This window comes from Citrobacter sp. Cb023 (assembly GCF_030336805.1).
Lineage (GTDB): Bacteria > Pseudomonadota > Gammaproteobacteria > Enterobacterales > Enterobacteriaceae > Citrobacter > Citrobacter braakii.
In genome coordinates, this window is the sequence record NZ_JAOWCV010000016.1 from 111,532 (window position 1) to 136,250 (window position 24,719).

Annotated in this window: 18 protein-coding genes and 1 riboswitch; of the genes, 11 read left to right on the plus strand and 7 right to left on the minus strand. The window is 52.5% G+C overall.

Features of this window, described 5'->3' with window-relative positions; genetic code table 11:
- Nucleotides 1-27 precede the first annotated feature (27 nt).
- The 3 genes from OGW44_RS00620 to OGW44_RS00630 are packed head-to-tail and all read left to right on the plus strand — an operon-like array spanning nucleotide 28 to nucleotide 3,527.
- Complete coding sequence (locus OGW44_RS00620; RefSeq protein WP_185655080.1) at nucleotides 28-2,325, plus strand: formate C-acetyltransferase; 2,298 nt, start codon at nucleotides 28-30, stop codon at nucleotides 2,323-2,325.
- On the plus strand, nucleotides 2,291-3,169 hold the full coding sequence (locus OGW44_RS00625; protein ID WP_115191119.1) for a [formate-C-acetyltransferase]-activating enzyme: 879 nt from the start codon (nucleotides 2,291-2,293) through the stop codon (nucleotides 3,167-3,169). The genes OGW44_RS00620 and OGW44_RS00625 overlap by 35 nt, the downstream gene beginning before the upstream one ends.
- Nucleotide 3,170: 1 nt before the next feature.
- Nucleotides 3,171-3,527: a PTS fructose-like transporter subunit IIB gene (locus tag OGW44_RS00630; protein ID WP_185655081.1), complete on the plus strand. Its 357-nt coding sequence runs from the start codon at nucleotides 3,171-3,173 to the stop codon at nucleotides 3,525-3,527.
- On the opposite strand, the gene OGW44_RS00635 is transcribed toward OGW44_RS00630, so the two are convergent.
- From OGW44_RS00635 to argE, 4 genes are all read right to left on the minus strand, one after another.
- Entirely contained in the window at nucleotides 3,514-4,374 is an 861-nt protein-coding gene (locus OGW44_RS00635) for a helix-turn-helix transcriptional regulator (RefSeq protein WP_185655088.1), read from the minus strand. The two genes, OGW44_RS00630 and OGW44_RS00635, sit on opposite strands and share 14 nt — an antisense overlap.
- 86 nt (nucleotides 4,375-4,460) lie before the next feature.
- On the minus strand, nucleotides 4,461-6,194 hold the full coding sequence (locus OGW44_RS00640) for a phosphoethanolamine transferase CptA (protein WP_155554053.1): 1,734 nt from the start codon (nucleotides 6,192-6,194) through the stop codon (nucleotides 4,461-4,463).
- Nucleotides 6,195-6,403: 209 nt separating this feature from the next.
- Nucleotides 6,404-9,055 (minus strand): phosphoenolpyruvate carboxylase, encoded by a 2,652-nt coding sequence (gene ppc / locus OGW44_RS00645; protein WP_016157932.1) that lies wholly within the window; start codon nucleotides 9,053-9,055, stop codon nucleotides 6,404-6,406.
- A 343-nt stretch (nucleotides 9,056-9,398) separates the two neighbouring features.
- Entirely contained in the window at nucleotides 9,399-10,550 is a 1,152-nt protein-coding gene (gene argE / locus OGW44_RS00650; protein WP_016155286.1) for an acetylornithine deacetylase, read from the minus strand.
- Nucleotides 10,551-10,705: 155 nt separating this feature from the next.
- Here argE and argC point away from each other — a divergent pair, with 155 nt between their 5' ends.
- From argC to argH, 3 genes are all read left to right on the plus strand, one after another.
- On the plus strand, nucleotides 10,706-11,710 hold the full coding sequence (gene argC, locus OGW44_RS00655; RefSeq protein ID WP_185655082.1) for an N-acetyl-gamma-glutamyl-phosphate reductase: 1,005 nt from the start codon (nucleotides 10,706-10,708) through the stop codon (nucleotides 11,708-11,710).
- A gap of 10 nt (nucleotides 11,711-11,720) precedes the next feature.
- Nucleotides 11,721-12,494, plus strand: a complete 774-nt coding sequence (argB, locus tag OGW44_RS00660) for an acetylglutamate kinase (RefSeq protein WP_016155288.1) — start codon at nucleotides 11,721-11,723, stop codon at nucleotides 12,492-12,494.
- A gap of 116 nt (nucleotides 12,495-12,610) precedes the next feature.
- Nucleotides 12,611-13,984 carry an argininosuccinate lyase gene (gene argH, locus OGW44_RS00665; protein ID WP_185655083.1) on the plus strand — a complete coding sequence of 458 codons (1,374 nt, stop codon included), beginning with the start codon at nucleotides 12,611-12,613 and terminating at the stop codon, nucleotides 13,982-13,984.
- Nucleotides 13,985-14,040: 56 nt separating this feature from the next.
- Here argH and OGW44_RS00670 read toward each other — a convergent pair whose 3' ends face one another.
- Entirely contained in the window at nucleotides 14,041-16,485 is a 2,445-nt protein-coding gene (locus OGW44_RS00670) for a glycosyl hydrolase family 18 protein (protein ID WP_019077893.1), read from the minus strand.
- 482 nt (nucleotides 16,486-16,967) lie between these two features.
- On the opposite strand from OGW44_RS00670, the gene oxyR reads away from it, so the two are divergent.
- Complete coding sequence (gene oxyR, locus OGW44_RS00675) at nucleotides 16,968-17,885, plus strand: DNA-binding transcriptional regulator OxyR (RefSeq protein ID WP_003028858.1); 918 nt, start codon at nucleotides 16,968-16,970, stop codon at nucleotides 17,883-17,885.
- On the opposite strand, the gene sthA is transcribed toward oxyR, so the two are convergent.
- Nucleotides 17,868-19,268, minus strand: a complete 1,401-nt coding sequence (gene sthA, locus OGW44_RS00680; protein ID WP_016155291.1) for a Si-specific NAD(P)(+) transhydrogenase — start codon at nucleotides 19,266-19,268, stop codon at nucleotides 17,868-17,870. The two genes, oxyR and sthA, sit on opposite strands and share 18 nt — an antisense overlap.
- 191 nt (nucleotides 19,269-19,459) lie before the next feature.
- Between sthA and fabR the strand changes: the two genes are divergently transcribed.
- Together fabR and OGW44_RS00690 are read left to right on the plus strand one after the other, a co-directional pair.
- On the plus strand, nucleotides 19,460-20,095 hold the full coding sequence (gene fabR, locus OGW44_RS00685; RefSeq protein ID WP_003028862.1) for an HTH-type transcriptional repressor FabR: 636 nt from the start codon (nucleotides 19,460-19,462) through the stop codon (nucleotides 20,093-20,095).
- A 15-nt stretch (nucleotides 20,096-20,110) separates the two neighbouring features.
- Nucleotides 20,111-20,470, plus strand: coding sequence for a YijD family membrane protein (locus tag OGW44_RS00690; protein ID WP_016155292.1), 360 nt, complete (start codon nucleotides 20,111-20,113; stop codon nucleotides 20,468-20,470).
- A gap of 45 nt (nucleotides 20,471-20,515) precedes the next feature.
- Here OGW44_RS00690 and trmA read toward each other — a convergent pair whose 3' ends face one another.
- Nucleotides 20,516-21,616: a tRNA (uridine(54)-C5)-methyltransferase TrmA gene (gene trmA, locus OGW44_RS00695; protein WP_185655084.1), complete on the minus strand. Its 1,101-nt coding sequence runs from the start codon at nucleotides 21,614-21,616 to the stop codon at nucleotides 20,516-20,518.
- Nucleotides 21,617-21,731: 115 nt separating this feature from the next.
- Nucleotides 21,732-21,918: riboswitch (cobalamin riboswitch) on the plus strand.
- 65 nt (nucleotides 21,919-21,983) lie between these two features.
- Between trmA and btuB the strand changes: the two genes are divergently transcribed.
- Together btuB and murI are read left to right on the plus strand one after the other, a co-directional pair.
- Nucleotides 21,984-23,822 carry a TonB-dependent vitamin B12 receptor BtuB gene (btuB, locus tag OGW44_RS00700; protein WP_185655085.1) on the plus strand — a complete coding sequence of 613 codons (1,839 nt, stop codon included), beginning with the start codon at nucleotides 21,984-21,986 and terminating at the stop codon, nucleotides 23,820-23,822.
- The gene (murI, locus tag OGW44_RS00705) at nucleotides 23,767-24,618 is read left to right on the plus strand and encodes a glutamate racemase (RefSeq protein ID WP_016157938.1); all 852 of its coding nucleotides are present in this window, start codon (nucleotides 23,767-23,769) and stop codon (nucleotides 24,616-24,618) included. The genes btuB and murI overlap by 56 nt, the downstream gene beginning before the upstream one ends.
- The last annotated feature ends 101 nt before the right edge of the window (nucleotides 24,619-24,719 follow it).

The window sequence follows — 24,719 nt, forward strand, 5'->3', positions numbered from 1 at the left end:
GCATCAGTTTTTCTACAGGAGTTCCTCATGACTAACCGTATCCAACGTTTAAAAAACGCTCTGTTTCAGAATAACCGCGAAATTTCGCTTGAGCGTGCGCTGCTATATACCGCCAGCCACCAGCAGACGGAGGGAGAGCCGGTTATTCTGCGGCGGGCGAAAGCCACCGCATATATTCTTGAGCACGTTGAAATATCGATTCGTGATGAGGAACTGATAGCCGGGAACCGTACCGTTAAACCGCGGGCGGGCATAATGTCGCCGGAAATGGATCCTTACTGGCTGCTCAACGAGCTGGAGCAGTTTCCAACCCGTCCGCAGGACCGTTTTGACATCAGCGAAGAGGATAAACATCTCTATCGCGATGTGCTGTATCCGTACTGGGAAAAGCGGTCGATGAAAGATTTCATCAACGGTCAGATGACCGATGAGGTAAAAGCCGCTGTCCGTACGCAGATTTTTAGCGTTAACCAGACGGATAAAGGTCAGGGGCATATCATTATTGATTATCCACGCCTGTTGAATCTCGGGCTTGGCGAACTGGTAGCGCAGATGCGGGCGCATTGTCTGCAGCAGCCGGATAACCACTTTTATCAGGCTGCTCTGTTGCTGCTTGAGGCTTCGCAAAGCCACATTCTGCGTTACGCCCTGCTGGCAGAAAAAATGGCGGAAAACTGCCCGGATGCGCAGCGACGTCAGGAATTGCTGACGATTACAGAAAACTCCCGGCATAACGCCCAGCATAAGCCACAAACCTTCTGGCAAGCATGTCAGCTGTTCTGGTACATGAACATTATTTTGCAATATGAGTCCAACGCCAGTTCGCTCTCACTCGGACGCTTCGACCAGTATATGCTGCCGTTTTATCAGACCTCGCTGACGCAGGGGGAAGATCCTGCATTCTTAAAAGAAATCCTCGAATCGCTATGGGTGAAATGCAATGACATTGTACTGCTGCGATCCACCAGCAGCGCGCGTTATTTCGCTGGCTTCCCAACGGGTTACACCGCACTGCTTGGGGGATTGACGGAAAATGGTCGTAGTGCGGTAAACGTACTGTCGTTTCTCTGTCTTGATGCTTATCAGAGCGTACAACTGCCGCAACCAAATCTCGGTGTGCGCACGAACGCGTTGATCGATACGCCGTTCCTGATGAAAACGGCACAGACCATTCGCCTCGGGACCGGCATCCCGCAAATCTTTAATGATGAAGTGGTGGTGCCCGCATTTCTTAACCGTGGCGTCTCGCTGGAAGATGCGCGAGATTACGCGGTAGTCGGCTGTGTCGAGCTGTCTATTCCAGGCAGAACATACGGTTTGCACGACATCGCCATGTTTAATCTGCTGAAAGTAATGGAAATCTGCCTGCATGAGAACGAAGGCAATCGCGCGCTGACGTACGAAGACCTGTTGAAGCATATTCGTGCCAAAATCAGCCACTACATTACGTTGATGGTCGAAGGCAGTAATATCTGCGATATCGGTCATCGCGACTGGGCGCCGGTGCCGCTGCTCTCCTCGTTTATTAGCGATTGCCTGGATAAAGGGTGTGATATTACCGACGGCGGCGCGCGTTATAACTTCTCCGGCGTACAGGGGATCGGCATTGCGAACCTGAGCGATTCGCTGCATGCGCTCAATGGACTGGTATTTGAACAACAGCGCTTAACTTTTGACGAACTTTTGTCGGTGCTAAAAGACAACTTTGCTACCCCGGAAGGCGAGAAAATTCGCGCCCGGCTGATTAACCGCTTCGAAAAATACGGCAACGATATTGATGATGTAGATAACATCAGCGCCGAACTGCTGCGTCATTACTGCAAAGAGGTAGAGAAATACCAGAATCCACGCGGCGGGCAATTTACACCGGGTTCATATACTGTCTCTGCGCACGTGCCGCTGGGTTCGGTCGTCGGAGCGACACCAGATGGTCGCTTCGCCGGGGAACAGTTGGCGGACGGGGGGCTGTCGCCGATGCTGGGGCAGGATATGCAAGGGCCGACGGCGGTATTGAAATCGGTCAGCAAGCTGGATAACACATTGCTTTCCAATGGGACTTTGCTGAACGTGAAGTTTACGCCAGCCACACTGGAAGGTGAGGCTGGTTTACGCAAGCTGGCGGATTTTCTGCGGGCATTTACCCAGCTCAAGCTCCAGCACATCCAGTTTAATGTGGTGAATGCCGACACATTGCGAGAAGCGCAGCAGCGCCCACAAGATTTCGCCGGGCTGGTGGTGCGCGTGGCGGGTTACAGCGCCTTCTTTGTCGAGCTGTCGAAGGAGATCCAGGATGACATCATTCGCCGCACCGCGCATCAGCTGTGAGGTTATTGACCCACGTGGCGAGGACGTCGCGCGTATATTCAATATTCAGCGTTACTCACTGAATGATGGACAGGGTATTCGTACGGTAGTCTTCTTTAAAGGTTGTCCGCATACCTGCCCGTGGTGCGCCAACCCTGAATCTCTCTCCCCACGAATTGAAACAGTACGGCGGGAGAGTAAATGCCTGCACTGTACACCCTGTCTACGTGATGCTGATGAGTGTCCCTCCGGTGCGTTTGAACGTATCGGTCGTGATATCTCGCTGGACGAGCTGGAACGTGAAGTGATGAAAGATGATATTTTCTTTCGCACCTCTGGCGGGGGGGTGACGCTTTCCGGTGGTGAAGTGCTGATGCAAGCGCCCTTTGCCGTACGATTCCTGCAACGTCTGCGGCGCTGGGATGTTCGCTGCGCGATTGAAACGGCTGGCGATGCGCCAGCCAGTCGTTTGTTATCGCTGGCAAGAGAGTGCGATGAGGTGCTGTTTGACCTCAAAATTATGGATGTCCATTTGGCGCGTGAGACCATTAATATGAACCTGCCGCGCGTGCTGGCGAATTTACGACTAATGGTCGCTGAAGGGGTTAATATCATACCTCGCCTGCCGCTGATTCCGGGCTTTACGATGAATGTAGAGAACACGCAGCAGGCGTTGACGCTGTTGTCATCATTAGGCATAAAGCAGGTACACCTGCTACCGTTTCATCAATATGGCGAACCGAAATACAACCTGCTCGGATTACCCTGGTCGATGAAAGAAGTGCCCGTCCCGTCGGCGCAAGAGATAGATTTTATACGTAAGATGGCAGAATGCGCCGGATTTCAGGTAACAGTAGGAGGATAGTATGGCCATCGCACCTGTACGATATCTGGTTGCTGTCACCGCGTGCGTAAGCGGCGTGGCCCATACTTATATGGCTGCTGAACGGCTGGAGAAACTCTGCCAGCAGGAGAAATGGAGCATCAAGATTGAAACTCAGGGCGCGTTGGGTACCGAAAATCGCCTGACGGAAGAGGATATTAACCGTGCTGATGCGGTGTTGCTCATTACCGATATTGAACTGGCAGGAGCAGAGCGATTTACGCAGAGCCGATACGTCCAGTCGGGCATTAGCGCATTTCTGCGTGAGCCGCAGCGGGTGATGAGCGCTGTGCGAAAGCTGCTTTCTGCACCACAGTACACACATCTTACTTTGGATTAGCTTTTATCTCCGTCAGCTGGCTGTGGTATTGCCGACGATATTCTGACGGCGAACGTTCGGTATTTTTGCGAAACAGGCGGCAGAAATAGTTGCTGTCAACAAACCCACAGGTATGCGCCACTTCTTTGATCTTCAGCTCATAACCCTTCAGCAGCGTTTTCGCGTGTTCCAGTCGCGTGTGATTCAGGTATTCGTTAAACCCGATAGCGCCCGTTTTTTGAAACAGGTGGGAGAGGTAATTGGGTGAGATGTAAAACGCCTGCGCGACGGATTCTCGGGTGAGCGGCGAAGCGTAGCGTTCATCAATATAGTCGCGAATGGCTTCGAAAAGCGCCTGACTGCGTGATGCGGTCTGGATCTGGCTGCCCAGCAGATCGCGGCAGTGGCTCAGTAAGCTCGCAACGATTAGCCTGGCGGTTTGTTGCTCCTGCGGTTGCATCTGCATTTCATTGAGCGTTTGCAGCAGGAAAGAGCCAATTCGTGGCCCACGCCGCGCGACGTGCTGGCGGGTAAGATTATGATATTGCTTGCCGTCCCACTGGACGATGCTGAAACCCAGTTGCTGTTTGCCGAACAGAATGCTGAGCGTGGTGACCGGTGTGAGCCACTGCGGAAAGTTCCAGCTGCCAGCCGGAACGAATAGCACATCGTAAGGCAGTAACGTCGCGGATGCGCCAGTAACTCCGTTATCGATGAACTCACCTTCCAGCACAATTTCCAGCCGGGGAAAATCGACCTGATACGCCAGCTCCGGCGTTGAGCTACTGGTGCTGGCAAAATAAACCTGACGCAGCGGCGTGGGGCCGTTAATCAGGCGGGAGAGAAGATGGCTGACGTCGTGATACATGTTAATCCCTTGCAGGCAGCAGACAGGGGAAACAGTAACCGCCATCATAAAAAAAGGCCACTCTTTAAGAGTGGCCGATACGAGTATTACTGATTACCGATTTGATCGCCGTACGGCAGGCTATCGTAATCAATCAGGGCATTCTTTTTGTACGGATTGCCAATCCAGCGGGTCGTCTCTTTGAACTGCGGGCTGGTAATGGATCGGGTCGGATCAAACCCGTCGTAGGTGAAGCCCGCTAAATCAGACCAGGTGTGGATAAGCTCTGAGCTGCTGTATTTACGATTCACATCCTGTGAGAAGTCACGCGGGTGTGCAGCCTGCCATTTTTCAGAGGTCCACAGCAGGAACGGTACCGTATACATATGGCGCGTCGGGTTGTCTTCATTACGACCCTGCGTTTTATGCGGTGGCGTATCGTATACCTCCTCCCCGTGATCGGAGAAGTAGAGCAGGAAGCCGTTCGGATCGGTCGCTTTATAGTCTTTGATCAGACTCGCAATGATATGGTCATTGTAGACATTCGCGCTGTCGTAATCGTTGTATGCTTCCAGCTCATCATCATCCAGGCCGGGGGGAACGTTGTCGACATTGTTATCGAATTTACCCTGACCATCCGGATAGCGGAATTTGTACTTAATATGCGTACCCAGCAGGTGCACGATGATGAACTTTTTCGGTGCCGGGTCGGCCAGTACTTCTTTAAATGGCGCCAGCACATTGCTGTCATATTCGCGCGCACTTTGCGTACGCTGCTGATTCATATAGAACTGCTTATCCGTCTGCTTAGAGAACACGGTCAGCATGGTGTTGCGAGCCGTCATCGTCTGCTGATTGGTGATCCAGAAGGTTTTATAACCTGCCTGTTTCATCATATTCATCAGAGACGGTTGAGTCAGGTACAGGTCCGGATTCTTCTCGTTGGCGAAGGTCAGCGCCTGCTGCAGGATTTCAATGGTGTACGGACGTGAGGTCACGACATTATTGAATACGGTGAAGTTAGGATCGGATTTATGCAATGCATCCAGTTCTGGCGTCGTTTCGCGCGGGTAACCATACAGGCTCATGCGACCACGCTGCGTTGACTCGCCAATGACCAGCACCAGCGTACGTGGAGCATCGCCGGAGTTATCTCTGAAGTTAGCCAGCGGCGGCAGGGCATTGTTCTCATTCAGCAGGCTATTGAGTGAGGTCAACTGCTGACGGTACTGATAATACCCGGAGATGAATTGCCACGGTGCGGCGGGCTCCATACGTGAGGCGAGACCATTCAACGTTTTTTCAAACGGCTTGTGTTTGATGAAAGTGTTAACGGCTATCGGATGCAGAATCAAACCGTATAACAACGCAAACGACACCAGATAGCGCCAGGGCGATGGAATATGAACAGGGCGCAGACGCGTCCACAGCAGAATAGCGATAGCTGTATAGGCCAGGGCGATAAGAACAATTTTTAGGCTGAAATACTGGCTGAGATATTCGCTGGCTTCGTTCGCATTGGTTTCAAACATCACATACAGAACGCTTTGTGAGAACTCTTGTCCGTAGATGACGTAATAGCTCAGAGCAGCCAGCGAGGCCGCCCATAGCACCATGCCAATGACGGCAGCAATAATACGGATACGGTTTGGAAATAAAAATACCGGGATCAACCACAGCGAACTGAATAGCAAGGAGTCGCGTAATCCATTAGTTCCGCTATATCCGGTTAAACAAATAACGACCTGGAGTAAAGTGGAAAAAAACCAAAAATAGAGGAGCGCCCAACCCAGGGCTTTCCAGCTAAATTTAGGTTTAGACTGGAGTTGTAAGGATTGCATAATGTGAGCCTGTCTTTAATCGTAGCGCCAAGAGTAGCGACTTAATATTAAGAGGAACTTAAGCATCACGATCTTAGGATCGTGTTTTGCTGTTGATATATTCACAATGTGAATATATTCAGGCGGGAATATATTGAAAAAGAAGCGGTTATGACAGCAGTTTTTGTTGTCGCCTTCGTACAATAGCACGAAGGCGACGAGGGGGGACGTTAGCCTGTATTACGCATGCCGGCTGCGACACCAGCGATTGTCACCATCAGCGCTTGTTCAACGCGCGGATCCGGTGCATTGCCTTGCTCTTCCGCCAGGCGTGAGCGGTGTAACAGCTCAGCCTGTAAGACATTCAGCGGGTCAGTATAAATATTTCTTAACTGAATGGACTCGGCAATCCACGGCAGGTCGGCCATCAAATGTGAGTCGTTGGCAATCGCCAGCACGACATCGATATCGGCTTCCAGGCGCTGACGCAGCTCTTCACCCAGCGGCCACAGCTCTTTTTTGACCAGGCGCTGATCGTAGTATTCTGCCAGCCACAGGTCTGCTTTGGCGAAAACCATTTCCAGCATGCCAAGACGTGTGGAGAAGAATGGCCAGTCGCGGCACATTGCTTCGAGTTCGCTTTGCTTACCGTCTTCAACCACTTTTTGCAGTGCGGTGCCTGCACCCAGCCACGCCGGGAGCATCAGGCGGTTCTGCGTCCAGGCAAAGATCCACGGAATGGCGCGCAGAGACTCTACCCCGCCGGTTGGGCGACGTTTTGCCGGACGTGAACCGAGCGGTAATTTACCCAGTTCCTGCTCTGGCGTTGCGGAGCGGAAGTAGGGGACGAAGTCTTTGTTTTCACGCACATATCCACGATAGAGCTCACAGGAAATATCGGAAAGCTCATCCATGATATGACGCCAGTTATCTTTCGGCTCTGGCGGCGGTAACAGGTTGGCTTCCAGAATTGCTGCGGTATACAGCGACAGGCTGCTGATGGTCACTTCCGGCAGGCCGTACTTAAAGCGGATCATCTCCCCTTGTTCTGTCACGCGCAGACCGCCTTTCAGGCTGCCGGGTGGTTGAGAGAGCAGCGCCGCATGCGCAGGCGCGCCACCGCGACCAATGGAGCCACCGCGACCGTGGAACAGCGTCAGTTCGATACCGGCTTTTTCGCAGGTTTTGATCAACGCGTCCTGCGCCTGATATTGCGCCCAGGAGGCCGCCATCACGCCTGCATCTTTTGCGGAGTCAGAGTAGCCAATCATGACCATCTGTTTGCCCTGAATAAAGCCACGGTACCAGTCAATGTTCAGGAGCTGAGACATGACGTCATCGGCGTTGTTGAGGTCGTCCAGCGTTTCAAACAGCGGGGCAACCGGCATAGCAAAACCGATACCGGCTTCTTTCAGTAGCAGATGTACGGCCAGTACATCCGATGGTGTTTTCGCCATTGAGATAACATAGGCAGCAATAGAGCCATACGGGGCTTCGGCAATGACCCGGCAGGTGTCGAGCACTTCGCGGGTGTCGTTGCTCGGCTCCCAGTTACGCGGGAGCAGCGGACGCTTGGAGTTCAGCTCGCGGATCAGGAAAGCCTGTTTATCCGCTTCCGACCAGTTTTCGTAGTCGCCAATGCCGAGATAACGGGTCAGTTCGCCAAGGGCTTCAGTGTGACGGGTGCTTTCCTGACGAATATCAATACGTACCAGCGGTACGCCGAAACATTTCACGCGGCGTAGGGTGTCGAGCAATTCGCCATTGGCGATAATGCCCATGCCACAGGCCTGCAGAGACTGATAGCACGCATAAAGCGGGTCCCAGAGCTGTTCGTTTTGGGTGAGAAGTCCCGCAGGTTTCGGTAATTTCTCGCCTTTCAGACGGGCTTCCAGCCAGGCCTGGGTTGCCATCAGACGTGAACGCAGGGTTTTCATCAGATAACGGTAAGGTTCTGCTGCGCCTTCTTCGCCCACCAGCGCCAACAGTTCCGGTGTGGCATCCACCATCGACAGCTCAGAAATCAGAAACTGAATGTCTTTCAGGAACAGATCGGTCGCTTTCCAGCGGCTGAGTAGCAGCACGTGACGGGTGATATCCGCCGTTACGTTCGGGTTGCCATCGCGGTCGCCGCCCATCCAGGAGGTAAAGCGAACCGGGACAAAATCAACGGGCAGCTTATAGCCCAGATGCTCTTCCAGTTGTTCGTTCAGCTCGCGCAGATAATTTGGTACGCCTTCCCACAGGCTATTTTCAACCACCGCGAAGCCCCATTTGGCTTCATCAACCGGGCTTGGGCGCAGCTTGCGGATTTCATCCGTATGCCAGGACTGGGCAATCAACTGGCGCAGACGGCGCATCAGCTGATGGCGCTCGTAATCGACGAGGTCTTTGTTATCAAGTTGCTTGAGACAGGCGTTCACTTCACCCATTTTATGGATCAGCGTACGGCGGGTGATCTCGGTCGGGTGGGCGGTGAGAACCAGCTCCAGGGAGAGAGATTCGACGGCTTTTTTGATGGTGGCTTCATCGAGGTTGGGCTGCTCTTTCAGTTTACGCAGAGTGCGAGCAATCACTTCCGGGTTGCTGGCTGCTTCGCCTTTTGGCGAAATGCTGTGGTACTGCTCGGCGGTGTTGGCCAGGTTCAGAAACTGGCTAAACGCGCGGGCAACCGGCAGCAGCTCGTCGTTAGACAGGTTTTGCAGCGTAGTGAGCAGCTCCTGGCGATTGACTTCATTGCCGGCGCGGGATGATTTGGACAACTTACGGATTGTTTCTACGCGGTCAAGAATGTTCTCTCCCAGCGCATCCTTGATGGTCTCCCCCAGCACTTTGCCGAGCATACTGACATTACTACGCAACGCGGAATATTGTTCGTTCATATTAACCCAGACACCCCATCTTTAATTTATGCGTCCTGTATCTTTCGCACGACATCGGCGTTGGCTGCGCTTGCCCATCTGGTCACTTACTTATGTAAGCTCCTTGTATGAGCTCGCTTGCCGCCTTGCTGTGACACGAAATCTCTCGGACTTTGTATGTTAGCCGTCTTTTATAAAGCCACGTAAAAGTCGTGACGTCAATTGCTGCGAAATCGGTTCAGCAAACGAAAAAATGACGGGAATTTACGTTATTTAATTCACATCGAATCAAATAAGCTTTGCTTATGGAAATGTTAATAAATTACCTCGCTTACCACTAAAGGGTTAGCGAGGCGATAAGCGGTTAATGCCAGCAGAAATGATGCACAACCTGGGTGATCAATTCGCGGGTTGGCTTAATAAAACGAGTTTCCAGATACTCATCCGGCTGATGCGCCTGATTAATGGAACCAGGCCCTAACACCAGCGTCGGGCAAAGCGTCTGGATAAACGGCGCTTCGGTGCAGTAGTTCACCACCTCAGTCTGTGCGCCCAGCAGTTTCTCAACCACTTGTACCAGTTGATGATCCGGCGGGCACTCATAGCCTGGAATTGGCGGGTGCAGCTCCGACACCGTCAGGCGACCCGGCCAGCGCTCGCTGACCGGGGCCAGCGCGTCGTTAAGTAAACCATTGAGATCGTTAAGCGTCATGCCGGGCAGTGGGCGAATATCCATATGCAGCTCGCAGCAGGCGCAGATTCGGTTGGCGGCGTCGCCGCCGTGGATGTGACCCAAATTTAACGTCGGATACGGGACGGTAAAAGCATCATGGTGATAGCGCTCTTTCAGATCATCGCGCAGATTCATGATATGACCGATGGCATCATGCATCAGTTCAATGGCATTCACGCCACGAGCCGGATCGCTCGAGTGACCCGATTGTCCCAAAATGCGAATCGCATTAGAGATATGACCTTTGTGCGCGCGGACAGGTTGCAAAGAAGTGGGTTCGCCAATGATCGCGCAGTCCGGGCGTAAAGCGGTGGTTTCAGAGAAATAACGCGCTCCCGCCATGCTGGTCTCTTCATCGGCAGTGGCCAGAATGTACAGGGGCTTTTTCAGTTGAGTGACGTCGACGTCACGCAGCGCGTCGAGGATAAAGGCGAAGAAGCCTTTCATATCTGCCGTACCCAAACCGTAGAGCTTATTGTCATGCTCGGTCAGGGTGAACGGATCGCGCGTCCAGCGTCCGTCGTCAAAGGGGACGGTATCGGTATGGCCCGCCAACAACAAACCACCGGCTCCCTGTCCAATGCTTGCCAGCATATTGAATTTATTGCGCGTGTCGGGAACCGGCTGGACCTCCACATTAAAGCCTAAATCTTTGAACCAGCCCGCCAGCAGAGTGATTAAACCTGCATTACTTTGGTCGAGCGCTTCTTCGGTGGCGCTAATCGATGGCATGGCAATCAGAGCGCGGTATATCTCGATAAATGGCGGTAAATTGTTTTTCATTGTTGACACACCTCGGGTCATGATAGTATCAATATTCATGCAGTATTTGTGAATAAAAATACATTAACATTGAGCGTAATAAAACCCACCAAGTGTAAGGTGAGGTGATAAAGGCTTATATCTGGCAACAGAATCTAAGAAGGTGAGCAGCCCCGATGTTGAATACGCTGATTGTGGGCGCCAGTGGCTATGCCGGCGCAGAGCTTGTGACCTATGTAAATCGCCATCCTGATATGACCATAACCGCTTTGACCGTCTCAGCGCAAAGCAATGATGCAGGAAAATTAATCTCCGATTTGCATCCGCAGTTGAAAGGCATTGTCGATTTACCGTTACAGCCAATGTCAGATATCAGCGAGTTTAGCGCAGGGGTGGACGTTGTGTTCCTCGCAACGGCACATGAGGTGAGCCATGACCTGGCCCCGCAGTTTTTGCAGGCCGGATGCGTGGTGTTTGACCTCTCGGGCGCGTTTCGCGTAAACGACGGCGCGTTCTATGAAAAATATTACGGCTTTACCCATCAGCATCCCGACCTGCTGGAGCAGGCGGTTTATGGACTGGCGGAGTGGAGCGCAGACCAACTGAAAGACGCGAATCTGATTGCCGTGCCGGGTTGCTACCCGACGGCGGCGCAGCTGTCGCTGAAACCACTGATTGATGCCGGGCTGCTGGATCTCAGCCAGTGGCCGGTAATTAACGCCACCAGCGGCGTGAGCGGCGCGGGACGTAAGGCGTCTATTTCCAACAGCTTTTGTGAGGTGAGCCTGCAGCCGTATGGCGTGTTTACCCATCGCCATCAGCCGGAAATCGCTACTCACCTTGGTGCGGAGGTGATCTTCACCCCGCATCTGGGCAACTTCCCGCGCGGAATTCTGGAAACCATCACCTGCCGTTTGCAAGCGGGCGTAACCCATGCGCAAGTGGCTCAAATGTTGCAACAGGCGTATGGCGATAAGCCACTGGTGCGTCTGTATGACAAAGGCGTTCCGGCGCTGAAGAACGTGGTTGGCTTACCGTTCTGTGATATCGGGTTTGCCGTACAGGGTGAGCACCTGATCGTGGTGGCAACTGAAGACAACTTATTGAAAGGCGCGGCGGCACAGGCGATGCAGTGCGCAAATATTCGTTTTGGCTTTGCTGAAACGCAGTCTCTTATTTAAGGGTGCAACGATGAATCCATTAATTATCAAGCTGGGCGGCGTTTTACTGGATAGCGAAGAGGCGCTGGAGCGTCTGTTTACCGCACTGGTGAATTATCGTGAGTCGCACCAGCGACCGCTGGTCATTGTGCACGGTGGCGGCTGCGTGGTTGACGATCTTATGAAGCAGCTGAACCTGCCGGTGAAAAAGAAAAATGGTCTGCGCGTCACGCCAGCCGATCAAATTGACATTATTACCGGTGCCCTGGCGGGAACAGCGAATAAAACCTTACTGGCCTGGGCGAAAAAGCACCACATCGCATCCGTGGGTCTGTATCTTGGTGATGGCGATAGCGTAAAAGTGACGCCGCTCGATAAAGCGCTGGGTCATGTTGGACTGGCGCAGCCGGGTTCGCCTAAGCTGATTAACACACTGCTGGAAGGCGGTTTTCTGCCGGTAGTTAGCTCCATTGGCGTTACTGAAGACGGACTGCTGATGAACGTTAATGCCGATCAGGCGGCAACGGCGCTGGCGGCAACGCTGGGTGCGGATCTGATCCTGCTCTCTGACGTAAGCGGTATTCTGGATGGAAAAGGCCAGCGTATTGCCGAAATGACCGCCGCGAAAGCGGAACAACTGATTGAACAAGGTATTATTACTGACGGCATGATCGTGAAGGTCAATGCGGCGCTGGATGCCGCGCGCACGCTGGGTCGCCCTGTGGATATTGCCTCCTGGCGTCATGCCGAGCAACTGCCGGCGCTGTTTAACGGCATGCCAATTGGCACGCGGATTTTAGCGTAAACTATTTTGTACCCGATGGCGGTTATGCCTTATCGGGCCTACGTGAACCGAACCTGTACGCCGGATAAGCTAAGCGCCATCCGGCGTTGAAATTCAAGATATTAAGGAAGCAAGTTATGGCACTTTGGGGTGGGCGTTTTACACAGGCAGCAGATCAGCGGTTCAAACAGTTCAACGACTCGTTGCGTTTTGACTACCGCCTGGCAGAACAGGATATTGTCGGCTCTGTGGCCTGGTCTAAAGCGCTGGTAACGGTCGGCGTACTGACTGCCGATGAACAACTGCAATTGGAAGAGGCGCTGAACACTCTGCTGGAAGAGGTTCGCGTTAATCCGCAGCAGATCCTGCAAAGCGATGCCGAAGATATTCATAGCTGGGTGGAAGGTAAGCTGATTGATAAAGTCGGCCAGCTTGGTAAAAAACTGCATACCGGACGTAGCCGTAATGACCAGGTCGCGACCGATCTTAAACTGTGGTGTAAAGACACGGTTATTGAATTACTGTCGGCCAACCGTCAGCTGCAAAGTGCGCTGGTGGTGACGGCAGAGAATAACCAGGACGCCGTCATGCCGGGTTACACCCACCTGCAACGTGCGCAGCCGGTGACGTTTGCTCATTGGTGTCTGGCCTATGTCGAAATGTTGGCGCGTGACGAGAGCCGTCTGCAGGATTCGCTCAAGCGTCTGGACGTCAGTCCACTGGGCTGCGGCGCGCTGGCGGGTACGGCGTATGAAATCGATCGCGAGCAGCTGGCCGGTTGGCTGGGCTTTGCCTCGGCGACGCGTAACAGTCTGGACAGTGTTTCTGACCGTGACCACGTGCTGGAGTTACTCTCCAGCGCTTCTATCGGCATGGTGCACCTGTCGCGTTTTGCTGAAGACCTGATTTTCTTTAATACCGGCGAAGCGGGCTTTGTCGAGCTGTCCGATCGTGTAACTTCGGGTTCATCTCTGATGCCGCAGAAGAAAAACCCGGATGCGCTGGAGTTGATCCGTGGCAAATGCGGTCGCGTGCAGGGTGCGCTGACCGGCATGATGATGACCTTAAAAGGTCTCCCGTTGGCATACAATAAAGATATGCAGGAAGACAAAGAAGGGCTGTTCGATGCGCTCGACACCTGGCTGGACTGTCTGCATATGGCTGCGCTGGTGCTGGATGGCATTCAGGTGAAACGTCCGCGTTGTCAGGAAGCGGCGCAGCAGGGTTATGCTAACGCCACCGAGTTGGCGGATTATCTGGTAGCAAAAGGCGTCCCGTTCCGCGAAGCACACCATATTGTGGGTGAGACGGTGGTCGAGGCGATTCGTCAGGGCAAACCGCTGGAAGCGCTGTCGCTTGCTGACTTACAAAAGTTCAGTCAGGTGATTGGCGATGACGTTTATCCGATCCTCTCGTTGCAATCGTGCCTGGATAAACGTGCGGCGAAAGGCGGCGTGTCGCCACAGCAGGTGGCGCAGGCGATCGACTACGCGAAGGCGCGGCTGGTGTAAAAAAAAAGAACCCCGTCGCTGTGAGCAGACGGGGTTCTGACTTTATGCGAAAAGGATTATTTCAGCATATCTTTCGTAACAACCAGTTTGGCGACGGTTGCCGGATTCGGTGTAACACGTTCAACGACAATGGTTTCACCTTCGGAGATGTCTCTTTCACCAGACGTTACCGTGGTGATATCTCCCGCTGTTTTGACAGAGCTGTAATAGCAGTTACCGTTGTCACAACTGAAGATGTAGTTACCGTTTTTCGCGTCACCCATCACTTTCACGACCCACGCAGAACCGTTCGCTGCTTTCCAGCCCAGCGCTTTGGCGTCAAAATCAACAACCACATTCGGTACGCCGTTGATTTTTTTAACCGTCAACGATTTCACTTCACCGGCATCCTTGACCGGATTGTTACCTTCCTGCATATCCCTCGTCACAGTGAGCTGTGCCAGGATTTCAGGATTCGGATTGGTACGTTTAACGGTGATCACTTTTCCTGGCGCTAACATGTAGGACATGCCACCGGTCCGTACCGTGCTTTGCGTACCGTAGTTAGAACGGTAGCTGTAGTAGACACTGTTGCCGGAGGTAGAGAAGGCATATTTACCATCCACATCTACCGAGTAACTGTTACTGCCGCTCAGCTTGCTGGTATCGAAATTTACATTGATGCGCTGTTGACCATCAAAAACATCGATATAAACCGCTTTCACATCACCGGCAAGATCGGTAGACGCTTCATCTGCGGAATTGTCATGCGTAAACGGCGCAAATACCTGGCTGTATGCGTACATCGGTGCCTGCTGTGCGGTCATGCCGCTGTGCTCCGGGCTGACCTGCTTCGCCACGCCCGGCTGATCGCGCGTCATCGACCACGCGCCAATCATGCCGAGGTTGCGTTTTTTCGCGTCGTCCATCACCAGTTTCGCATCGGACAGATAGAACACTTCGCCCTGTACATCGTTGTAACCGATCATCGGGGTGGTGCCCATCATGGCGTTGATCTCTTTGTCAGATTTCTCTGGCCAGATTTTCTTCAACTGGGTGAACATGTTGTCGATGGCGGACGTGGCGCATTTACCGTGGATGTTCTGCCCTTCGGTACCGTCTGACTGACAGACGGCATTACCGTAGTCCATGGTCATTACGTTAATACCAGCCAGCTCAACGCCGACATGGCGCGCATTTTCCAGCACATACAGACCTTCAGCCGTCAGACCGGTCGGCAGAATTGGCAGGGTGTACCAGATACCGACTTTGCGACCTTCCTCTTTCCACTGAGCCTGAACCTCTTTTACTGCCTGGTTGCGGCGATCGATGGAATCCTGATCGGCCACCCATGTGCCTTCGATGTCAAAATCCAGCACGTTCAGGTTCAGGTTATCAACAATGTCGTAGTAGAGTTTTTGCAGATCTTTCACATTCTTACAGGCAGCCGCCAGCGGGGAGTTATTTGCACCGCCAATGGAAACCATCACATCGCCACCGGCTTCACGCAGCGCTTTTATTTTGCTGTACTGTGAGTAATCCTGCAGATTATAGGCCGTACCCCAGGTTGGGATGCACTGCTCGCCACTTTTCGCGACGACAAACGCCATGGTGAAGTGGGTAATGTTTTGCTCTTTCGCCAGTTTCGCCAGATCCGGAATGCTGTTCAGGCTAAAGTCGACGTATGGTGCATAAACGTGGGCAGGCCACGGATTCTTCGGCGTCCCTACGCGCTCTTTGGTGCCAGTCCAGTTGGTATAAATTGCCCATGGGTTTTTATCATACGGCATAACGCCTTTGACTTTCGTCTGGGCGACATAAGGCGTTCCTTTATACACCGCCAGTTTGCCGGGTTCGTAAAACGCAATGGAATTGATCTGTGGGGCATTCTTAAATTGTTCCTGGGTGAATTCGACCGTTGGGCCTAACGGTTTCCACGGACGGCCATTGGTGCCGGTCGGGTTCTGGTTACCTGCAATAGAAGGGTTTTCGCCAACGGTATAGTACAGTGCTTCATAAGACTGGCCGTCAACTTTGACCTCGTCCCCTTTGTTGTAAACCTGGCTGGAACGCCAGTCGGGTACTGGCGTATAGAGTTTCCACGGATTGTCGGCACCTGGGGTGAAGGAATAAGCCGGAATGGGCCTGGACGCTTCATATGTCACATCCTGATAAGCGACAATATCATCTTTGGCATAATCTTTTTCGGCGCTGAATGCGTCGTGGGCAACAGGCGTGGCGCTCCCGGATTCACAAGTGGTTGGGTTGCCATATTGATCGATTTCCGCTTTTGTGGCATCGCGCACATAACTCCACGGATTATCCCAGTTTTCAGCTGACGCGCCCTGTGGGCAATTATCGGCATTTACATACCAGCGGTTACTATAAACTTTACTGTCAAAAATAACTTCAATGGTGTTTCCACCTGCCTGACCGCTCCAGGCTTCCAGAGCGAATGCGTTTGCGGCGCACGACATCAGGCCTGCCGCGAGAAAATATCGCGAAATAGTATTGAGTTTCATAAAAGATTCCATTCGATAAATATTAGAAAAATATGGGTGAATGTACTCTAAATAATTAGAGTGGCGAAGAAACGAGTGTTCTTGCGATTTGCCATATATTGAATATCGCGCGGTTATTATTTATGAACCTGACAGGGCGTCAAATATATAAATGATACAAAATGTTTTTGATTATTTTAATTTAATATGGTTTTAATTTAAATAATTGGATGAGAATATGTAATTTATATTTTGTATATATTTTTTTGAATGTATTCGCGCCGGGCGCAAAAAAAATGCGGACTCAAGGTCCGCAAAAGTTCACGTTGGCTTTAGTTATTTCGAGTATGAGAGAAACTCTCAAAACGGACAGTAGCTTCAAGGGTTAAAGGGGTACCGTTCCGTTTCTGTGGTGCATTATTAAACAGAAAGCTTGATAGGGATAATCGTTCGTTGCTATTCTACCTATCGCTACGAACTATCGTGGCGATGGAGGATGAATAATGAATATTCGTGATCTTGAATACCTGGTGGCGCTAGCCGAACATCGTCACTTCCGACGAGCGGCAGACTCCTGTCACGTTAGTCAGCCAACGCTGAGCGGGCAGATCCGCAAGCTGGAAGATGAGCTTGGCGTCATGCTGCTGGAGCGTACGAGTCGCAAAGTACTGTTCACTCAGGCAGGTTTACTGCTGGTGGATCAGGCGCGCACCGTGCTGCGCGAGGTCAAAGTGCTCAAGGAGATGGCAAGCCAACAAGGCGAGACAATGTCTGGACCGCTGCATATTGGTTTGATCCCAACGGTGGGGCCATACCTGCTGCCGCATATTATTCCTATGTTGCACCAGACCTTCCCAAAACTGGAAATGTATCTCCATGAGGCGCAGACGCATCAGCTGTTGGCGCAACTGGATAGCGGTAAGCTCGACTGCGTCATTCTGGCGCTGGTGAAAGAGAGTGAGGCGTTCATCGAAGTACCGTTATTTGATGAGCCTATGCTGCTGGCGATCTATGAAGATCACCCATGGGCAAACCGCGACTGTGTGCCGATGTCCGATCTGGCGGGTGAGAAACTGCTGATGCTAGAGGATGGCCACTGCCTGCGCGATCAGGCGATGGGCTTCTGCTTTGAAGCGGGTGCTGATGAGGATACCCATTTCCGGGCGACCAGTCTGGAAACGCTGCGTAACATGGTGGCGGCAGGTAGCGGTATTACCTTACTGCCCGCGCTGGCCGTGCCGCCGGAGCGTAAGCGTGATGGCGTTGTCTATTTGCCCTGTATCAAGCCAGAACCGCGCCGTACGATTGGCCTGGTGTATCGTCCAGGTTCGCCGCTGCGCAGCCGTTATGAACAGCTGGCAGAGGCCATCCGTGGGTCAATGGATGGCCATTTCGACAGTGCGTTAAAACAGGCGGTTTAAGCCATTTAGCGCTGCTACCCGATAGGCTTCCGCCATGGTTGGGTAGTTAAAGGTGGTGTTAACGAAGTATTCGATGGTGTTACCACCACCTTTTTGCTCCATTATCGCCTGACCGATGTGAATAATTTCGGCCGCGCGTTCCCCAAAGCAGTGGATCCCCAGAATCTCTTTTGTTTCGCGATGGAACAGGATCTTCAGCGTTCCGACACTCATACCCACGATTTGCGCACGTGCCAGATGTTTAAACTGGGCGCGGCCAACCTCGTATGGAACTTTCATGGCCGTGAGCTGCTGCTCGGTTTTACCGACGGAGCTGATTTCCGGAATGGTATAAATCCCGGTCGGGATATCTTCGATCAGATGCGCGGTAGCTTCGCCTTTTACCAATGCCTGTGCGGCAATGCGTCCCTGATCGTAGGCCGCCGATGCCAGACTCGGATAGCCGATCACATCTCCTACGGCATACACGTGCGGCAGCGCCGTCTGGTACATGCTGTTGACCTTCAACTGCCCGCGGCTGTCGGTTTTCAGCCCAATATTTTCCAGCGCCAGCGAATCGGTATTACCGGTACGGCCATTGGCGTACAACAGGCAGTCGGCTTTCAGTTTCTTACCGGATTTCAGATGCATGATGACGCCGTCATCGCAACCTTCAATCTTCTCGTACTCTTCGTTGTGGCGAATGACCACACCGCTGTTCCAGAAGTGGTAAGAGAGCGAGTCGGACATCTCTTGATCGAGGAACGCAAGCAGGCGATCGCGAGTGTTGATTAAATCGACTTTGACGTCCATTCCACGGAAGATCGACGCATATTCGCAGCCAATTACTCCCGCGCCATAAATCAAAACATGGCGGGGTTCATGGTGCAGGCTCAGGATAGAGTCGCTGTCATAAACCCGGGGATGGGAAAAGTCGACATCCACCGGATGATAGGGGCGTGAACCACAGGCGATGATGAACTTATCCGCGGTCAGCGTTTCCACCGTGCCGTCGTGGCATTCAAGGGCGAGTGTGTGTTCATCAACAAAACGGGCATTTCCCTGCAAAATTTCACAGTGGTTGCGCTCGTAAAATCCTTGCCGCATACGCGTTTGCTGATTAATAACGTTATCAGCGTGGTTGAGAATATCGGCGAAAGAAGAGCGAAGGAGTCGGGAGTGGTCGCTGTAAAGTGGGTTCTGATTGAATTCAATAATACGGCTGACGGCGTGGCGGAGGGCTTTCGACGGGATGGTCCCCCAGTGGGTACAGCCTCCGCCGACGTTATGATAGCGCTCAATCACCGCGACGCGCGCTCCTTGCTTAACCAGACCCATTGCAGCGCCTTCGCCGCCGGGACCGGAACCTATTACTATTGCATCGTAATCGTAGGAATGTGACATGGTCAGGCTTACCTGTTCTTATACATAAAAGCAACAGAATAGTAACATCGTTGTCGGGATAACCCAATTATCGTTGTGCTTTTTTGCGAACTCGAAGCACAAACTGCGCGTAAACAATCATTCACAAAGCCATGCCAACCGCTTAATCTCTGGTATAGTGCCAGCAAGGTATGTGGAAGGATTCAGACATCGTGATGGGCGTTAGAGCGCAACAAAAAGAAAAAACCCGGCGTTCGCTGGTAGAAGCCGCATTTAGTCAACTCAGCGCTGAGCGTAGTTTTGCCAGCCTCAGTTTACGCGAAGTCGCTCGTGAAGCGGGCATTGCGCCAACCTCGTTTTATCGCCATTTCCGCGATGTGGATGAACTCGGCCTGACGATGGTGGATGAGAGTGGTTTGATGCTGCGTCAGTTGATGCGTCAGGCGCGTCAGCGTATCGCGAAGGGCGGGAGTGTGATCCGCACCTCGGTCTCAACATTTATGGAGTTCATCGGCAACAATCCCAACGCCTTCCGTTTATTATTGCGCGAGCGTTCGGGAACCTCCGCGGCGTTTCGCGCAGCGGTTGCTCGTGAAATTCAGCACTTCATTGCGGAACTTGCGGACTATCTCGAACTCGAAAACCATATGCCTCGTGCGTTTACTGAAGCGCAGGCCGAAGCCATGGTCACCATTGTGTTCAGCGCCGGGGCAGAAGCACTGGATGTTGGCGCCGAGCAGCGTCGACAGCTGGAAGAACGGCTGGTATTGCAACTGCGCATGATCGCGAAGGGCGCATTTTATTGGTACCGCCGTGAACAAGAGAAGATGACGCATCACTCCGAGTAACGAGAAGGACGAGCAATGAAACAGTCAGGTCAAGATAAAGGTACGCTGCTGCTGGCGCTGGTTGCTGGCTTATCGATCAATGGCACATTTGCGGCGCTGTTTAGCTCCATTGTGCCATTCTCAGTATTCCCAATTATTTCGCTGGTGCTGACGGTTTATTGTCTGCATCAACGCTATCAAAACCGCACCATGCCTGTGGGGTTACCGGGCCTGGCCGCCGCCTGTTTTATTCTCGGCGTTCTGTTGTACAGCACTGTGGTACGCGCTGAATATCCGGATATTGGCTCTAACTTCTTCCCGGCGGTTCTGTCAGTGATTCTGGTGTTCTGGATCGGCTTTAAAGTGCGTAACCGTAGACAGGAAATCGTGGAGTAATATTTGTAGGCCGGGCAAGCGAAGCGCCCCCGGCCAGGACATCATTTACTTGGCGGTCAGTAATACTCCGCACTCCATATGGTGCGTATACGGGAACTGATCGAACAGAGCCAGGCGTGAAACATTGTGCGTCTGGCTTAACGTTTCCAGGTTATTACACAATGTCTCCGGGTTACAGGAGATGTACAGAATTCGCGGGTACGCCTGCACCATTTTCTCTGTTTCGCTGTCCAGACCGCTGCGCGGTGGGTCAACGAAAATGGTTTCACACTGGTAACTCTTCAGATCGATTCCCTGCAAACGGTTGAACTCACGAACCCCGTTCATCGCCTGAGTAAACTCTTCGGCCGCCATGCGGATAATTTGTACGTTATCAATATGGTTAGCCGCTATGTTGTATTGCGCAGCAGCCACGGACGGCTTAGCGATTTCAGTGGCCAGCACGCGGTTGAAGTTTTGTGCGAGGGCTAACGAGAAATTGCCATTGCCGCAGTACAGCTCAAGCAGGTCGCCTTTTGATCCCCTGGTGACATCAATCGCCCATTCCAGCATCTGAATATTCATGGCGGCATTCGGCTGGGTGAAGCTGTTCTCAACCTGGCGGTAGATAATCTCTTTACCCGCAACCGGCAAGCGTTCGTCAATGTAATCCTGGTCCAGCTCGATTTTGGTTTTGGTTGCCCGGCCAATCAGATGCACGTTCAGGTTTTGCGCCCGTAACGCATCCCGCAGCGCTTCAGCTTCCTGACGCCATTCATCATCCAGTTTTTTATGGTACAGCATCGATACCACCGCCTGATCGCTCAGGGTAGTGAGGTAATCAATCTGGAACAGTTTGTGGCGCAGGACGTGGTTGTTGCGAACGCCGTCGATCATTGCCGTCATCAGCGTGTTGATAAGCTCGCTGGCCGCCGGGAAACTGTCGACGCGGATACGGCTTTTGGTCTGGCTGTCGAACATGATGTGGTACAGATCATCCCCGTCATGCCACAGACGAAATTCCGCGCGCATACGGTAGTGGCTGACCGGCGAGCGAAACACTTCCGGAGCCTGTGCATAAAATGGCGTCATTAAGCTCTGCAGACGCACTACTTTTTCAGCTAACTGGGCGTCGTACTGTTCTGTCGGAAGGTGTTCGGGGGTCATGATGCGTCCTGAAAAATAAAAGTACGCGGGGATTGTAGGGATTGCTCAACAGATGTCCAGTCATTGATGATTTCCGATATTGTGATGCGCGGTCTGGACACCAGGTTGTAACAAACTGTAGCATCCGTTTTCCGGTCCTGTGAGTTAAAAGGGAATCCAGTGTGAATCTGGAGCTGACGCGCAGCGGTAAGGAAGGTAGGAGATGAGCGCACCTGGTGCAGACACTGCGGCTTGCCGTGGGAAGTCATCATCTCTTTAAGTTGCCTCCAAGCCCGAAGACCTGCCGGCTAACGTCGCATCTGGCTTTCATCATCGCGTACTATCGGTGGGACCTGCGGCATCCTTCTTATATTGTGGATGCTTTACAATGATTAAAAAATCGTTGCTGTGCACGGCGCTGTCCGTCACAGCATTTTCGGGTTGGGCGCAGGACACTAGCCCAGATACTCTCGTCGTCACTGCCAACCGTTTTCAGCAGCCTCGTAGCGCTGTACTTGCCCCTATCACCGTTGTTACGCGTCAGGATATCGATCGCTGGCAATCCACTTCCGTCAATGATGTGCTTCGTCGCCTGCCGGGTGTGGATATCGCGCAATACGGTGGTATGGGACAAAATTCGTCTATTTCTATTCGCGGCACCAACGCCAGCCATGTGCTGGTGTTGATTGACGGCGTGCGTCTGAACCTGGCAGGGGTTAGCGGCGCAGCCGATCTTAGCCAGTTCCCAGTCTCGTTAGTGCAACGTATCGAATACATTCGTGGGCCGCGTTCGGCGGTTTATGGTTCTGATGCGATTGGCGGTGTGGTGAATATCATTACCACGCGTGAAAAGCTGGGGACGGAACTCACTGCCGGTGTGGGGAGCAATGGGTATCAGAATTACGATGTCTCAACCCAACAACAGCTTGGCGAAAATACGCGCGTCACATTAATGGGCGATTATGCCTATACCAAAGGTTTTGATGTTGTCGCATACGGTAGCACTGGCTCTCAGGCTCAGCCCGACAAAGACGGTTTCTTAAGTAAGACGCTGTATGGCGCGCTGGAACATAACTTTTCCGATACATGGAGCGGGTTTGTTCGCGGCTACGGCTATGATAACCGAACAGATTATGACGCGTATTATTATCCTGGGACGCCGTTAGTGGATACCCGTCAGCTCTATAGCCAAAGCTGGGATGCCGGGCTGCGCTTTAATGGCGAGCTTATCCAGTCACAACTGGTTTCCAGCTATAGCCATAGTAAAGATTACAACTATGATCCGGATTATGGCCGCTATGACTCCTCGGCCACACTGGATGATATGAAGCAATATAATGTTCAGTGGTCCAACAGTATGGTGCTTGGTCACGGTAACGTAGGCGCAGGCGTTGACTGGCAAAAGCAAACCACGACGCCTGGCACCGGGTATGTCACGGACGGTTACGATCAGCGTAATACGGGTCTCTACCTGACCGGGTTGCAGCAACTGGGCGACTTTACCTTTGAAGGTGCGGCGCGCAGTGATGATAACTCCGAGTTTGGCCGTCATGGCACATGGCAAACCAGCGCCGGATGGGAGTTTATTGAAGGCTATCGCTTTATTGCGTCCTACGGTACATCTTACAAAGCGCCTAATCTCGGACAGTTGCATGGTTATTACGGCAATTCGAACCTGGATCCTGAACAAAGTAAGCAATGGGAAGGGGCGTTTGAAGGCTTAACGGCGGGCGTGAACTGGCGTGTATCCGGATATCGTAATGATATCGATGACATGATCGATTACGACCCGCATACCGAGAAATACTTTAACGAAGGTAAAGTTCGTATTAAAGGTGTGGAAGCGACCGCAAACTTTGATACCGGGCCGTTGGCACATACGCTGAGCTACGATTATGTCGATTCGCGCAATGCGATTACGGACAAGCCGCTCGCACGGCGTTCTAAAAACCAGGTGAAGTACCAGCTCGACTGGCAGGTTTATGATTTTGACTGGGGCCTGACGTATCATTACCTGGGAACGCGTTATGACACTGACTACGTAACCTACCAGCCGGTAAAAATGGGTGGGGTTAGCCTGTGGGATCTTGGCGTGTCATATCCAATCACCTCACAGCTGACAGTTCGTGGTAAAATCGCCAACCTGTTCGATAAAGATTACGAGACAGTTTATGGCTACGCAACTGCAGGACGGGAATACACCTTGTCTGGCAGCTACACTTTCTGATCCGCGCCCCACTGTGCTGGTGTTTGATTCCGGCGTCGGTGGGTTGTCGGTCTATGACGAGATCCGGCGTCTTCTGCCGGATCTCCACTATATATACGCTTTCGACAACGTCGCCTTTCCTTATGGAGAGAAGAGCGAGGAGTTTATCGTCGAACGTGTTGTTGAGATTGTGACTGCGGTCCAGCAGCGCTATCCCCTCTCTCTTGCGGTCATCGCGTGTAATACAGCAAGCACGGTATCGCTCCCTGCATTACGTGAGAAATTTGCCTTTCCGGTTGTGGGCGTGGTGCCTGCCATTAAACCGGCGGCGCGACTCACGGCGAATGGTGTGGTGGGACTGCTGGCTACGCGTGCAACGGTGAAGCGTTCATATACCCATGAGTTGATTGCACGGTTTGCTAACGAATGTCAGATAGCGATGCTGGGTTCCGCTGAGCTGGTGGAACTGGCGGAAGCGAAGCTGCACGGTGAAACCGTTTCTCTGGAAGAACTGCGTCGTGTCCTGCGCCCTTGGCTGCGGATGTCGGAACCACCTGACACGGTGGTGCTCGGATGCACCCATTTCCCTCTATTACGGGAAGAACTTTTACAGGTCCTGCCCGAGGGGACGCGGCTGGTGGATTCTGGTGCCGCGATTGCGCGTCGTACGGCCTGGTTATTAGAACATGAAGCGCCAGACGCGAAATCAACTGATGAGAATGTCGCATTCTGCATGGCAATGACGGCAGAAGCCGAACAATTATTGCCCGTGCTGCAGCGTTATGGCTTTAAGACGCTCGAAAAACTGGCTGTTTAGGCTGTTTTGGTGGAAAAATAAGCACTCGGAAGATTATTTTAAATTTCCCCTTGTCAGCCTGAAATAACTCCCTATAATGCGCCTCCACTGACACGGAACAA